The organism is Caballeronia insecticola (genome assembly GCF_000402035.1).
GTDB lineage: Bacteria > Pseudomonadota > Gammaproteobacteria > Burkholderiales > Burkholderiaceae > Caballeronia > Caballeronia insecticola.
In genome coordinates, this window is sequence record NC_021294.1 from 1183632 (window position 1) to 1196841 (window position 13210).

The window sequence follows — 13210 nt, forward strand, 5'->3', positions numbered from 1 at the left end:
AGATGCCGATGAAACCCATCCTCACACTCTGCGCGCTCGCATTGTGCGGCTGCACCGTCGGCCCCGATTTTCATGCGCCTGCCGCACCCGAATCGCAAAGCTATGTCAGAACGTCATCGCAACAGAATCTCGATACGGCGGCGCCGCAAAGCTTTCCCTCATCCGATCACGCACTCCCGCTCTGGTGGAAGCAGTTCGGTTCCGATGCGTTGAACGTGCTTGTCGATCGGGCGTTGAACGACAGTCCCACGCTCGCGCAGGCTCGCGCGAAGCTCACACAAGCGCGCGAAGACTATCGAGCGCAGGCGGGCACGACATACTTCCCCGCTATCGACGCGTCGCTTTCCGGTTCGCGTCAAAAAGTCGATCCCGCCGCGTTCGGCGTGCCGATTCCGAGTCCCGGTCCGTTCACGCTCTACGATGCATCGGTCAGCGTGTCGTACACGCTCAATGTTTTCGGCGGCGAACGGCGGGCGCTGGAATCGGTGCGTGCGCAAGTGGACTATCAGTCTTTCGAGCTCGACGCGGCGCGTCTTTCGATTGCGGGCAATGTCGTCTCCACCGCGATCCGGCGTGCATCGTTGCAACGACAGATCACGCTTACCGAACGGCTCGTCGATGCACAGTCACGTCAACTCGCGATCATGGAAGGCCGCCTGAATGCCGGCGGTATTGCGCAATTCGATGTACGCAGTCAGCGCACGCTGCTCGAGCAAACACGCGCGAGCCTGCCTTCGCTCATTACGCAGCGCGATCAGGCCGATCATCGGCTTGCGGTGCTGACCGGTGCGGAGCCATCGAAGGCGGACTTCGATGCCATCACGCTCGAATCGCTGCATCTGCCCGACAGCGTGCCGCTGACGTTGCCCTCGACGCTCGCGCGCGAACGTCCGGATATCCGCGCGTCAGAGGCGCTGTTGCATCAGGCAAGCGCGAATGTCGGCGTGGCGACTGCCGATCTCTATCCGAAGTTCTCGCTTTCGGCGGGCGCGGGAAGTCAGCGCACTCATATCGGCGACATGCTGAATAGTTTGAACGTGTGGAATGCCGGCCTGAATCTAACGCAGCCGATTTTTCATGGCGGCGAGTTACGCGCAAAGAAGCGTTCGGCGGAAGCGGCCTACGATGCATCGCTGCAGTCCTATCGTCAGACCGTGCTGGATGCATTGCAGCAAGTCGCCGACAGTTTGACCGCGCTGCAAAACGACGCGTACACGCTACGCGCGCGTGAAGTCGCGGCGCACGAAGCGCAAGCGAATCTCGATATCGCCAACGCACGCTATGCGGCAGGCGGCGTGAGCCGTTTCGATCTGCTCGATACGCAGCGTCAAGCTTTGCAGACGCAGCTCGATCATGCGCTTGCGCAAGGCAATCGTCTGAGCGACACGGCGGCGCTGTATCAGTCGCTAGGCGGTGCGGGCGAAGATATGAAGGCCGCTTACGCGCCGCAGTGAAAGTGATTGCATCTGCAACTATCCGGCGAGTTTGCCAAGCCGATGCTTCAGGATCTTGCCGCTCGCGGAAACGGGCAGCGCGTCGAGAATGCGTATAACGGAAGGCCGTTTGTACGGCGCGAGACGCGCGCTCACCCATTCCGCGAGTTCGTGTTCGCCGACAGCCGATCCCGGCCGCAGTTCGACGAATGCCAGCACGTCTTCGTTGCCTTCCACGCTGCGTCCTATCACGGCCGAATGCAGCACGGCAGGATGACTGTTGAACGCCTGCTCCACTTCGGCGGGATACACGTTGAATCCCGAGCGGATGATCAACTCCTTGCAGCGACCGACGATGTACAGATTGCCGTTCTCGAAGCGCGCGAGATCGCCGGTCTTGAGCCAGCCGTCCGGCGTGACCGTCGCGGCGGTCTGCGCCGGATCGCGGTAATAACCGAGCATCACGTTCGGACCACGCACCCAGAGTTCGCCGGTATCGTCGGCTTGTTGCGAGAGCGGCACAATGCGCGCCTCGACGCCCGGAATCAACGGGCCGACCGATGCATCGCGCGCGGGCGCATCGAGCAACGTGTTCGACACGGTCGGACTGCTCTCCGTCATGCCGAAGCCGTTATGCAAAGGCACGCCATAGAACGCTTCGGCCGCGGTTTTAAGCGACATGTCGAGCGGCGACCCGCCGCAATACACGAAGCGCAGCGTCGGCGCCTTGAGGCCGCCACGCGGCGTGAAGTGATCGATCAGCTTCGCGTGCATCGCGGGGACGCCCTGAAAGATCGTCATGCCTTCTTCGCGCAGAACGGCGCCTGTGCGCGCGGCGTCGAAACGGGGAGCCAGGCGCAGCGTCGCGCCCGCATACAGCGAGCCCAGACAGACCGAAGCCAGTCCGAACACGTGCGAGATCGGCAACACGGCATAGACGCGATCATGGCTACCGACGCGGCGCAATGTGCTCGACACCGCAGCGACGAACAGCAGATTGCGATGCGACAGCATCACGCCTTTTGGCGCGCCCGTCGTGCCCGTCGTGTAGATGAGCGCGGCGCATTGCTTGTCCGAGGGCAGACCGTGCGGTTCCTGCGCGGAGTGCGGATCGACGACACCGAGCGCGAATGCGCCTATGTCTATTGCATCGAGCGCTTCGCTGACGGCGTTCTCGCGCTTCGCATGCTGCGCGGCATCGTCGGAGGCTTCGACCGTATAAAGCGCGATGCGCGGCTTTGCGTGCGCGCGAATCGCATCGAGTTCGGCGGCCGACAGACGCGCGTTCGCGACCAGCGCCCATGCATCGAGCCGACTTGCGGCAAAGAGCGCGGCGACGAGCGCAACGCTGTTCTCGCCGATCAGCATCACGCGATCGCCCGCTCTCACGCCCGCCGATGCAAGTCGAGCAGCGAGCGCATCGACGGCAAGTTCGAGTTGCTCATACGTGAGCGTGCGCGCATCTTCACGCAAAGCGATATGCGCGGGATTGGCTTTCGCCCCGCGCGCAACGATCGCGTCGATGCGCGCGGGCAGCGACGCGATGAGTTCCTGCGTATCGATGTTCATGTCAGCGTAACCATTCGTTCGATTCGTTCGATTTCGTTCGAATGATAACGCTCATGCGTCATCCCGCGAAACGCGGCTCCGGCAGTCCGCGCACGCCCAGCCCAGTCACGGCGAACAAACCGCCCTTGTCGCGCTCTTTTTGCGGAATGCCCCACATCGGGCGACCCATCGTCGATACATAGAGCGTGTCGAGGTTCGGGCCGCCGAACATGACGCTCGTCAGATTGCGCACCGGAAACGGCACGATGCGATCGAGCGTACCGTCGGGCGCAAAGCGCAGGATGCGTCCGCCGAAGACCAGCGCAGACCAGATGTAGCCTTCTTCATCGACGGTCGCGCCATCGAAGGTGCCCGCCATATCGCGCGCGGACACGAACAACCTTCGATTGGTCGCGGCGCCTGTTTCGATGTCGTAGTCGTACGCGTACATTTCCTTGCTGTACGTGTCGGTGAAGTAGAACGTCTTGTTGTCGGGACTCCAGCAAGGACCGTTCGAGCAACTGATGCCGCTGTCGAGTTGCGTGAGTCTGCCATCCGTATCGAGGCGATAGAGGCCGCCGCTGCGTGTCGAGCGCTGGCCTCGATCGGCGTCGTAGCGGTCGAAGTCATACGACATGGTGCCCGCGATAAAGCGGCCACGCCGATCCACCTTACCGTCGTTGAAGCGCGTCTCGGGATCGTCGCTTTCAGGATCGGCGATGAACTGCACGGTCTGTGCATCGAAGTCGTAAAAATGCAGACCGTTGGCGAGTGCGACCACCGCGCCGCCCTTCTCGCGCAGCGCCATCGAACCGATATGCCGCGGCACGAAATAGCGCTTCACGTCGCTGCCATCGGCGCGGCAGCTATAGATTTCCGCGGCCGTGCTGTCGATCCAGTACAGCCGTTCCTCCTTCACGTCCCAAAGCGGTCCTTCGCCGAGATGATTGTTCGCATCGACCAGCAAGCGCGTTTCGGTCATCGTTCGTCTCCGTTGAATCGAGCTGTCCTTTAACGTCAGTCTTCATCTTTCGATGGACGGCGATGCGCCAGCAAGGCCATCAATCTGCGATCGCGCCAGCGGCTGCGTTCCTCGATACGATCGCGCGACAACACGGCGCGGCGTTCCGCGTCGAGTTTGCCGAGCGTTTCGTCGGACCAGTCGAATGCCTTGCGGCCCGCCGCGATGCTGCGATACGTGCCGCCATAGCGCGCGGCGTAATCGGCGACACCGCCCGGCGCGTTGAGATCGATCGTTTCGAACGGGCCCATGAAGGACCAGCGCATCGCGAGTCCGTCGCGCATGACGGTGTCGAGATCGTCGGCGCTCGCATAGCCTTGTTCATAGAGACTCAATGCTTCGTCGAGCACGGCGCCTTGCAAGCGGTTGAGCAGAAAGCCCGAAATCTCTCGATTGACGGTCACAGGCTTCTGCCCCGCCGCTTCGTAGAGGGCGCGGGCGCGTTCCATCGTTTCTTGTGAAGTCCACGGCGCGCCGCATAGTTCGACGAGCGGCACGAGCGACGGCGGATTCACCGGATGCGCAACAAGACAGCGTGCGCGGCCTTGCAGACCTTCGGTAAAGGTCGACGCGGGCAGCCCCGATGTCGAGCTCGCGAGCAACGCATCGGGCCGCGTCAAACGATCCAGTTCGATGAACAGCGCACGCTTCGCCTCGACCACTTCCGCGATGTTCTCCTGCACGAGATCCGCATCGGCGACTCCATCGGCGAGGTGCTCGCATGTGACGATGCGCGCGACGATCGTATCGACGGGTTCATCGATCAGATCGAAGGACGCGAGATCCTGCACGCTGTCGCGGATCGCGGGAAGCGCGCCCGCGAGCATGTCCTGCGATGCATCGTGCAGCTTCACGTTGAAACCGTTTCGCGCGAAGACGATCGACCACGCGCGGCCGATGCGTCCCGAACCGATCACCGCAATGTTTTTCGCTTGCATCTGTGCCAAGTCCCCTTCGATTTGATTTAGCCCTTCTTGTCCCGCAAGGTGATGACGGCCGCCAGCACGACGAGCCCGTTGATGATGTCGCGCACGGCGGGCGGCACCGTCGTACCGGCGAGCAGCGTGCCGAGCGCGGTGAGCAGCAGCGCGCCGCCGAACACGCCGAGATAGTGACCGCGTCCGCCCGTGATCAGCGCGCCGCCGACCACGACCACCGCGATGGACGGCAACAGGTAAGGATCGCCCATGCCGAGAAACGCTTGCGAGCTGAACCCGGCGAGCAGCAATCCGACGATCGCCGAACACAGACCCGAGAGGCAATACACGGCGATGAGCGTCGTGCCGACTCGCACGCCCGAGAGCTTGGCCGCGACCGGCGAATTGCCGACCGCATACACGCGCCGACCGAACGGCGTGCGATGCAACAGCACCAGCGCGATGACGAGAAACACCGGCACGCTCCACGCCGCGAGCGACAGCGGCCCGACGTGTCCGTTGGTGAACTCGCTGACTACCGGCGGCGACCATCCTTGCGGCGAGCCGTTGCAGTAGATCAGCGTGAGGCCTTGCAGCAAGCCGTTTGCGGCCAGCGTCACGACAATCGGCGGCAAGCCCAGCATCACCACGCCCACGCCGTTGAACACGCCGACCAGCAGACCCGCCGCGAGCACCACCGGCACCGCCCACGCCGCCGCGCCGTTCATGCCGTGCGTGAGTCCTGTCAGCAAGACGCCCGATAGCGTGATGAGCCACGGCATCGACAAGTCGAGTCCGCCTGTCAGGATCACGGCGCCCTGCCCGAGACCCAGAATCGCGAGAAAAAGCGTCAGCGTGAGCAGGCTGCTATAGAAGTTCGCGCTCGCAAGCACGCCGGGACCGTAGACGATCGCGGTGATGACCACCACGGCGAAGAACAGCAGATATGCCGGCACGACATACTTGACCCATTCGCGATTGCGCTCGATCCAATCGGCAATCGGACGCCCCTTCAACTCCGTATTCTCGATAGGACGATAGTCGTTCACTTCGAACGTCACGCGGCGGGCGTTCTTGTCGTCGCGTGCGCGCGTGCCCGTGCGCACCGCCTTTAGCCACTGCGCAGCATGACGCACGCATTCGTGCGCCGCCGATTGCTTGCCGATCGAAGAGCCGAGCACCGCGAGAATCAGGATCACGGCTTCGGCGATGGTCGTGAAGAACGCCGATACATTCAGCACGAGCAGGATGTTCACGGTGATCATCAGCGTCATCGCGGCGAACACGGTGCCGACGCAGCCGCCTCGCCCGCCGCCCAGCAACGTGCCGCCTAGCACGACCGCCGTGAACATCGAGAGAAGAAGCGGACGGCCGACGAGCGGATCCGCCGAGCCGGTCTGCGCCGACACATACAGACCCGCTGCCGCGTAGAACATGCCCGCGAGCGCATACGTGGCGACGCGATAGCGCGTAACCGGCATGCCGTTCGCGTAAGCGCCGTCCGGGTCGCTGCCGAGCGCATAGATGCCGACGCCAAAGCGCGTGCGCTTGACGAACGACCAGACCAGCAACGCGAAGATCAGCAGCGCGGCGGACATCGGCATCTTGTCGGGGATCAGATCGGACGTGAGAAAGCCGCCGAACTGCTCGCCGACGGTGCCGCCCGGCTTGTTCTGGATGAGCAGCGTGACGCCCTGAACCATGAACATCGTCGCGAGCGTGACGACGATCGATTGCAGGCGAAACCATGCAATCAACGCACCGTTCACGAGCCCGATGCCGCCGCCGATTGCGAGAATCAACGCGACGCCCGCCCATTGTTCGACGGGCGAGCCCTGCACGAAGCGCACCGCGAGAACGTTGGCGAGCGACACGACCGCCGATGCCGACAGATCGAAGCCGCCCGACAACACGACGATGGTCTGCCCGATCGCGGCGAGCGCGAGCGTGCTTGCGCTCGAAATCACCGAGCCGATGTCGTAAAGCCCCACAGGCGTGGCGGAGAGCGCGACCCATGCGGCCAGCATCGCGAGCAGCGCACTGATGGCGATGATGAGCCCGCGATGATGATCGATGCGCGCGCCCCATCCCACGCGCGCGCCCGGCCGCACGATCTCGCTATCGGGGGACGCTACGGCTATCTTCATGAAGCACCTCTTAACTGGAAAGCATCTTGCGCATCACGTTCTCTTCCGTGAGCGCATCGTCCGCGAGTTCGCCGGCATTGCGTCCGCGATACATCACCGACACGCGGTCGCACACGTTGACAAGCTCGGGCACATCGGTCGAATAGAAGAGCACGGAACCGCCGGCTGCCGCGAACGCGCGCATGAGCACGAAAATCTGATGCTTGGTGCCGACGTCGATACCGCGCGTCGGGTCGAACATCAGCCACACGCGGCTTTGCGTGAGCAGCCATTTGGCCATCGCGATCTTCTGCTGATTGCCGCCCGAGAACGACAAACACGGCTTGTAGAGCGCGCGCGGATTCACGTCCATTTGCGCGAGCGAGCGGCGGATCGCCTCCTGTTCGCGCTTGCGGTCGATGAGTCCGAAGCGTGAATACCGCCCGATCACCGGCAGCGAAACGTTCTCGCCGCCGGGCAAACGCAGGAAGAGGCCTTCGGTCTTGCGGTCCTCGGGGAGAAAGCCCGTCGATACGCCGGCCTTCAGCGAATCGGCGGTCGAGGTCAGCGTAACGGGCTCGCCGTCGATGCGTATCTCGCCGTCATCGACATACGTCGCGCCGAACAGCGCCTCGAACAACTCGCGCTGTCCCATGCCCTGCAGCGCGGCAATGCCGTGCACTTCACCCGGTTTCAAGGTCAGATTGAAGTCGCTCACGACGCCATCGACGCGAATGTTGCGCGCTTCGATTGCAGGCGTTGCGTCGCCCTTCGTGGAAGCGACCTTCGGCGGATACTTCGCTTCCATCGAGCGGCCGATGACAAGGCGGATCACTTCGTCGTCGGAGATATCGCCCGCATCGAATGCGCCGACATCGCGGCCGTTGCGATAGACCGTGAGGCTGTCGCAGAACTCGCGCACTTCCTGCATGCGATGCGAGATGAACACGAAGGTCGTGCCGCTTGCCTTCATCTCGTCGATGCGGCGCGCCAGCCACGCGACGTCGCGCCCCGAGAGCGCGGACGTCGGCTCGTCGAGCAGCAGCACGCGCGGCCCGCGCACGATGGCCTTCGCAATCTCGATCTTCTGCCGCACCGGCAACGACAGATCGCGGATATACGCGCCGGGCCGCACGTCGGACAGTTCGAGCTTATCGAGCCATTCCGCCGCCTGCCGCTGCGCCTCGCGCTTTTTGATGCGACCGAGAAAGCCCGTCGGCTCGTACGACATCAGCAGATTCTGCGCGACCGTGAGATCGCGCACGAGCGTCATCTCCTGAAACGCCGTCTGCACGCCCGCACGATGCGCGTCCTTCGGGCTCTTCATCGCTACGTCGTGACCCATCACGCGGATGCTGCCGGAGTCGGGCTCGATAAGACCCGACAGCAGCTTGACCGTCGTGGACTTGCCTGCGCCGTTCTCGCCGAGCAGCGCATGCACGGCGCCGCGCTTCACGCTGAACGATGCACCGTCGAGCGCAACGGTCGCGCCGAAGCGCTTCGTCACGTTCGACAGGTCGATGGCCAATGCCGCGTCGTTCATGATCGCCTCAGTCCTGATTGCCCGTCAGCGCCGCGTTGAAGCCCACTTCCTTCGTGTCTTCCGAGTAGATGTCGGCGAACCAGCCCGGCGGCACCTTGTCGGGCGGGAAGGCCGTGCAGCCTGCCTTCAGTTCATCGATGCTGCCGGTCTTGCAGAGCTTCGATTCGGACGTCAGCACGAGCGGCAGCTTGAGCGTCACGCGTGCCGGGAAGTCGCCGCCGTCGAGCTTCTTCACGGCCATCTTGAGCGCCATCGCGCCGGAGTACGGCGGCGCGCCGTAGGAGATCGAGCGATAACCGATCGAGCGATAAGCGCCCTGCCCCTTCACTTCGCCCGGCGGCAGCATCTGCACGCGATGCCCGTTCGACGATTCGCCCGCGCACGGCTTGATCTTGTCTTCGGCGATGCCGGCTTCAAGTTGCATCGACGCCGCCGTGAAGCAGCCCACCTGCATCCACAGTCCGTCGATCTTGTCCCAACTGTTGGTCGCGAGGATCTTCGAGAGTTCGGTCTTCGCGGTCGCCTGACTCCACATGCCGGTGCCTTCCGCGACGACCTTGATGCCCGGGAACTTCGCGAACACGGCCTTCGCCGCTTCGGTGCGCGCGCGATCGACGGACGTGCCCGGCACGCCGTTGATCAGCACGATGTTGCCCTTGCCGTTCAACGTTTTCGCGAGCCATTCGGCCGTGACGGTGCCCGCCTGATGCTGATCGATGGTCACGTTGTGCGCGCACGGCTCGGTCACTTCGCCGTCATACGCCGCAACGACGACGCCCTTCGAGCATGCGTTCTTGATCGCGCGATTGAGCGCCGTCGGCGAGATCGGATAGATGACGATGGCTTTCGCGCCGGCCTGCACCATCGAGTTGATCTGCTGGATCTGCTTCTGCGCGTCGGTGCCCGCAACCTGCACTTCGAGATCGACCTTGTCCTTGAGCGCGGGCGTATTGGCCATCGCCTTGACCATGTTCGCGGCCTCGGTCTGCCAGTCGTTGCCGACATAACTCATCGACAGAAAGATCTTGTACTTGCCCGCGGCGTGAGCCTGCCCCGATACCGCGAGCGCCGCTGCAAACGCGAGGCCGAGCGCTGCCCGGCCCGCATGACGAATCGTGTGCGTCCATGCTTTCATGTCATCCTCCGATGCTTCGTTTTTGGTTTCTAGCTGCGCGTTAATTCGATGTAGTCACGTGCGCGATACGCGCGCCCGCAGGCAACGCAATGCCCGCGCTGCCGGGCACGACGTTGGGGTCATGCCCCGGTATGACGAAATCCGCGATCTGCCTGATGCGCGTGAGCGAGCCCATTTCCGCGAGCGTTTCATGCACGATGCCCACCGGCACGAGATCGACAATGTTCTCCATGCAGTTCGCGCAATCGCCCGCGATCAGCACGACACCTTCTTCCGTATCGACCGCGACCGACTGATGCCCCGGCGTATGACCCGGCGTCGGCACGACCCGCACGCCCGGCACGATATCGGTCACGCCGTGCACGAACTGCCAGCGAAAATACGCAAGCGGCTCGCGCCCGATCAGAAACTCCTGGTAGTAGGTGGCCTGCGTCGGCAACGGATGGCCCGCGTATTCCCACTCCTTTGCCTGCACGACGAAGCGCGCATTCTTGAACAGCGTGTTGCCGCCCGAATGGTCGTAATGCAGATGCGTGTTGATGACGATATCGACTTCGTCCGCGCTCCAGCCGACGTATTCCTTCAGCGCGCGCTCGAGCTTCTCTTCGGGCGCCTGCTCGCACGGACATACGAAGTTCGAGACCCAGCCCGGATCGTGAATGCCCGTATCGACGACGATCTTCTTGCCGGCGCCAACGATCGCCGTCGACCAGACCGGCACCTTGATCTGCTGGCCGAAGTACCGGCCATACACTTGCGACGAGCGATCGACGGTGAGCCAGCCCGTCGGCATCGCGACTACTTTCAGCTTTGGCCGGTCATTCACGGCGCCCTCCGCGTGTCAGAAGTTGGTGTCGCTCGCGCCCTTCAGCTTGAGCATCTCGCGTGCTTCGGCGGGCGTCGCGATATTGAGCGAAAGCCCTTCGATCACCTGGCGAATCTTGCGCACTTGCGCCGCGCTCGATTCAGCGAGCTTGCCCGGTTCGATCCACAACGAGTCTTCAAGACCGACGCGCACGTTCGAACCCTGCGCCACGCCCATCGAGCCGAGCGTGATCTGGTTGCGGCCCGCGCCGAGAATCGACCACACGTAGTCGTGGCCGAAGAGCCGGTCGGCCGTGCGCTTCATATGCGCGAGATCTTCGGGATGCGGCCCGATACCGCCCAGCAGACCGAACACGCTCTGCACGAAGAACGGCGGTTTCGCGAGCCCGCGATCGACGAAGTGCGCGAGGTTGTAGAGATGCGAGATGTCGTAGCACTCGTACTCGAAGCGCGTGCCGTTCGCGCTGCACGACGTCAGGATGTATTCGATGTCCGCGAAGGTGTTCTTGAACACGAGATCGCGGCTGTTTTCCAGATGCTTGCGCTCCCACTCGTGCTTGAGGTCCTTGAAGCGTTCCAGCATCGGATAAAGGCCGAAGTTCATCGAACCCATATTGAGCGACGCCACTTCCGGCTTGAAGTGATGCGCGGGCTTCAGACGCTCCGCGACGGTCATATGCGGACTGCCGCCCGTCGTGATGTTGATGACCGCATCGGTTTCAGCCTTGATGCGCGGCAAAAACTCCTGAAATACGGCGGGATCCTGCGTCGGGTGGCCATCGTTCGGATCGCGTGCGTGCAGATGCAGGATCGCCGCGCCTTCTTTCGCCGCGGCCAATGCGGCATCGCCGATCTGCTGCGGCGTGACGGGAAGATACGGCGACATGGACGGCGTATGAATCGCACCCGTCGGCGCGCACGTGATGATGACCTTGCGTTTCGTTGCCATGGTGTCCTCGTTAGAGCACTTCGACGTTGCCGCAGACCGAGATCGCCTGCCCCGAGATGCCGCTGCCCGCGGGCGAGCACAGAAAGAGCGCGGTGGCCGCGACTTCTTCCGGCGTCGTCATGCGGCGCAGCGAAACCTTCGCGAGATACTGCTTCTCCATCTCTTCATAGGAGAGGTTCAATTGCTTCGCGCGCGCCGAGATCACACGCTCGATGCGCGGTCCCTTCACGATGCCCGGCTGTATCGCGTTGACGCGAATGTTCGACGGCCCCAGTTCGATCGCGAGGCTCTTGGTCATGCCGACGACCGCCCATTTCGTCGCGGCATACGGCGTGCGAAACGCATAGCCGAGCCGCCCCGCCACCGACGACAGCGCGATGATCGTTCCGCCGCCCGAGGCTTCGCGCAACATCGGCACCGCGCGGCGCGCGAAGTAGAACTGCGCGTTCAGATTGACGTCGATGGTGTCTTCCCATTCCTTCACGTCGAGTTCGTCGATGCCGCCCGTCGGACCCGCGATGCCCGCGTTGTTCACGAGCACGTCGAGTCCGCCAAGTTCGCTTTGTACGTCAGCGAAGACGCGATCGACGGCGTCCTTGTCGGAGACGTCCGCGAGCGTCGCGGTGATCGCGTTGCATTCCGTGTTCGCTTCGGCTTTCGACAGCGCGTCGATGGCGTCCGCGCTCGCATCGCAAACATGCACGCGCGCCCCCGCATCGATGAACGCGCGCGCGATCACGAGCCCGATGCCCGATGCGCCGCCCGTCACGAGCACGCGCAAGCCCGCGTGCGGTTTCAGCATCTGAAGAACCGTCATGCCTTGTCTCCTTTGTTTTTATGAAGCTCAGGCGCTTGCCTGTTTGCTGGTCTTGCTACTTGTATCGTGTGGTGCGCCGCTTTGCAGACGCTCTTGCAGGTCGGCCGCCGCATCGCCGATATCCTCTTCGATGCCTGCGCGCGCGCCTTCGCCATCGCCGCGCCAGAGCGCTTCGACGATGTGACGATGCGCCGCCATCGAGCGGCGCATATGCGGAATATCCGGTGCGACGAGATTCAGGAACGGACCGATGCGCATCCAGAGGTTCTGGATCGTCGCGAGCGTGAGATCGCTTGCGCCATGCGTATAAATGGCAATGTGAAATTCGAAGTTACTGCGCAGATAGGCGGCTGCATCGCCGGCTTCGACATGCGCGTCCATGGTGTCGAAGACCTGCTGCAATGCCGTGAGATGCTCGCGCGTCATGCGTGCTGCCGCGCGTTTCGCGACCGCGCCCTCTAGCGCAATGCGCACGTCGCGCAGTTCGTCGAGCAGTTCGAGCGTCATCGGCGGGACCATCAGCGCGCGGCCGGGGCCGTCGATCAACGCGCCTTCCGCTTGTAGGCGCGTGAGCGCCGCGCGCACCGGCATCGTCGATGAACCGACCGCTTCCGCCACGCTGCGCAGACTCAACAACTGGCCGGGCGCAAAGCGGCCCGTCATGATCGCCTGCCGCAACTGCGCATAGACGCGGCCAGCCATCGTTTCGCGCGCCACCAGTTCGAGCGCGGGCAAATCTGTCGTCGAGCGTGTCGCCACCGTCGCCTCCGTTCTTACGTTCGGCTGCCGTGATGCTTCTGATTTTGTGTGACCTGTGATCACACCTCGATGACTAGAGTGTCGGATGCATGCGTGCGCGCGTCAACCTTCGATTGCTAGGTGAAAACGCGGAGGGG

The 13210-nt window shown here is 63.2% G+C and carries 11 protein-coding genes; 1 reads left to right on the forward strand and 10 read right to left on the reverse strand.

Features of this window, described 5'->3' with window-relative positions; all coding sequences use genetic code 11:
- Positions 1-8 precede the first annotated feature (8 nt).
- On the forward strand, positions 9-1454 hold the full coding sequence (locus BRPE64_RS19550; protein WP_044042788.1) for an efflux transporter outer membrane subunit: 1446 nt from the start codon (positions 9-11) through the stop codon (positions 1452-1454).
- An 18-nt stretch (positions 1455-1472) separates the two neighbouring features.
- Here the strand turns inward: BRPE64_RS19550 and BRPE64_RS19555 are convergent, their stop codons facing one another.
- From BRPE64_RS19555 to BRPE64_RS19600, 10 genes are read right to left on the reverse strand one after another with little or no spacing between them, the layout of a single operon-like run.
- Complete coding sequence (locus BRPE64_RS19555; RefSeq protein ID WP_016355260.1) at positions 1473-3002, reverse strand: class I adenylate-forming enzyme family protein; 1530 nt, start codon at positions 3000-3002, stop codon at positions 1473-1475.
- A gap of 58 nt (positions 3003-3060) precedes the next feature.
- The gene (locus BRPE64_RS19560) at positions 3061-3963 is read right to left on the reverse strand and encodes an SMP-30/gluconolactonase/LRE family protein (protein ID WP_016355261.1); all 903 of its coding nucleotides are present in this window, start codon (positions 3961-3963) and stop codon (positions 3061-3063) included.
- Between the two features lie 35 nt (positions 3964-3998).
- Positions 3999-4940, reverse strand: a complete 942-nt coding sequence (locus BRPE64_RS19565; protein ID WP_016355262.1) for a 3-hydroxyacyl-CoA dehydrogenase — start codon at positions 4938-4940, stop codon at positions 3999-4001.
- Between the two features lie 26 nt (positions 4941-4966).
- A complete protein-coding gene (locus BRPE64_RS19570) occupies positions 4967-7066 on the reverse strand; it encodes an ABC transporter permease subunit (RefSeq protein ID WP_016355263.1) in 2100 nt (699 codons plus the stop codon).
- Between the two features lie 10 nt (positions 7067-7076).
- Positions 7077-8588, reverse strand: coding sequence for a sugar ABC transporter ATP-binding protein (locus tag BRPE64_RS19575; RefSeq protein WP_016355264.1), 1512 nt, complete (start codon positions 8586-8588; stop codon positions 7077-7079).
- 7 nt (positions 8589-8595) lie between these two features.
- Positions 8596-9723 carry a sugar ABC transporter substrate-binding protein gene (locus BRPE64_RS19580; RefSeq protein WP_016355265.1) on the reverse strand — a complete coding sequence of 376 codons (1128 nt, stop codon included), beginning with the start codon at positions 9721-9723 and terminating at the stop codon, positions 8596-8598.
- A gap of 40 nt (positions 9724-9763) precedes the next feature.
- Positions 9764-10516, reverse strand: a complete 753-nt coding sequence (locus tag BRPE64_RS19585; RefSeq protein ID WP_016355266.1) for an N-acyl homoserine lactonase family protein — start codon at positions 10514-10516, stop codon at positions 9764-9766.
- Positions 10517-10564: 48 nt separating this feature from the next.
- The gene (locus tag BRPE64_RS19590; RefSeq protein ID WP_016355267.1) at positions 10565-11497 is read right to left on the reverse strand and encodes a BKACE family enzyme; all 933 of its coding nucleotides are present in this window, start codon (positions 11495-11497) and stop codon (positions 10565-10567) included.
- 10 nt (positions 11498-11507) lie between these two features.
- Positions 11508-12314 (reverse strand): SDR family oxidoreductase, encoded by an 807-nt coding sequence (locus tag BRPE64_RS19595; protein WP_044042540.1) that lies wholly within the window; start codon positions 12312-12314, stop codon positions 11508-11510.
- A 27-nt stretch (positions 12315-12341) separates the two neighbouring features.
- Positions 12342-13016, reverse strand: coding sequence for a GntR family transcriptional regulator (locus BRPE64_RS19600; protein ID WP_051180505.1), 675 nt, complete (start codon positions 13014-13016; stop codon positions 12342-12344).
- Between the last annotated feature and the right edge of the window lie 194 nt (positions 13017-13210).

Excerpts from the sequence above, each read along its gene's own strand:
- BRPE64_RS19550 (WP_044042788.1), top strand. The coding sequence starts at position 9 with ATGAAACCCATCCTCACACTCTGCGCGCTCGCATTGTGCGGCTGCACC.
- BRPE64_RS19555 (WP_016355260.1), bottom strand. The coding sequence starts at position 3,002 with ATGAACATCGATACGCAGGAACTCATCGCGTCGCTGCCCGCGCGCATC.
- BRPE64_RS19560 (WP_016355261.1), bottom strand. The coding sequence starts at position 3,963 with ATGACCGAAACGCGCTTGCTGGTCGATGCGAACAATCATCTCGGCGAA.
- BRPE64_RS19565 (WP_016355262.1), bottom strand. The coding sequence starts at position 4,940 with ATGCAAGCGAAAAACATTGCGGTGATCGGTTCGGGACGCATCGGCCGC.
- BRPE64_RS19570 (WP_016355263.1), bottom strand. The coding sequence starts at position 7,066 with ATGAAGATAGCCGTAGCGTCCCCCGATAGCGAGATCGTGCGGCCGGGC.
- BRPE64_RS19575 (WP_016355264.1), bottom strand. The coding sequence starts at position 8,588 with ATGAACGACGCGGCATTGGCCATCGACCTGTCGAACGTGACGAAGCGC.
- BRPE64_RS19580 (WP_016355265.1), bottom strand. The coding sequence starts at position 9,723 with ATGAAAGCATGGACGCACACGATTCGTCATGCGGGCCGGGCAGCGCTC.
- BRPE64_RS19585 (WP_016355266.1), bottom strand. The coding sequence starts at position 10,516 with ATGCCGACGGGCTGGCTCACCGTCGATCGCTCGTCGCAAGTGTATGGC.
- BRPE64_RS19590 (WP_016355267.1), bottom strand. The coding sequence starts at position 11,497 with ATGGCAACGAAACGCAAGGTCATCATCACGTGCGCGCCGACGGGTGCG.
- BRPE64_RS19595 (WP_044042540.1), bottom strand. The coding sequence starts at position 12,314 with ATGACGGTTCTTCAGATGCTGAAACCGCACGCGGGCTTGCGCGTGCTC.
- BRPE64_RS19600 (WP_051180505.1), bottom strand. The coding sequence starts at position 13,016 with ATGGCTGGCCGCGTCTATGCGCAGTTGCGGCAGGCGATCATGACGGGC.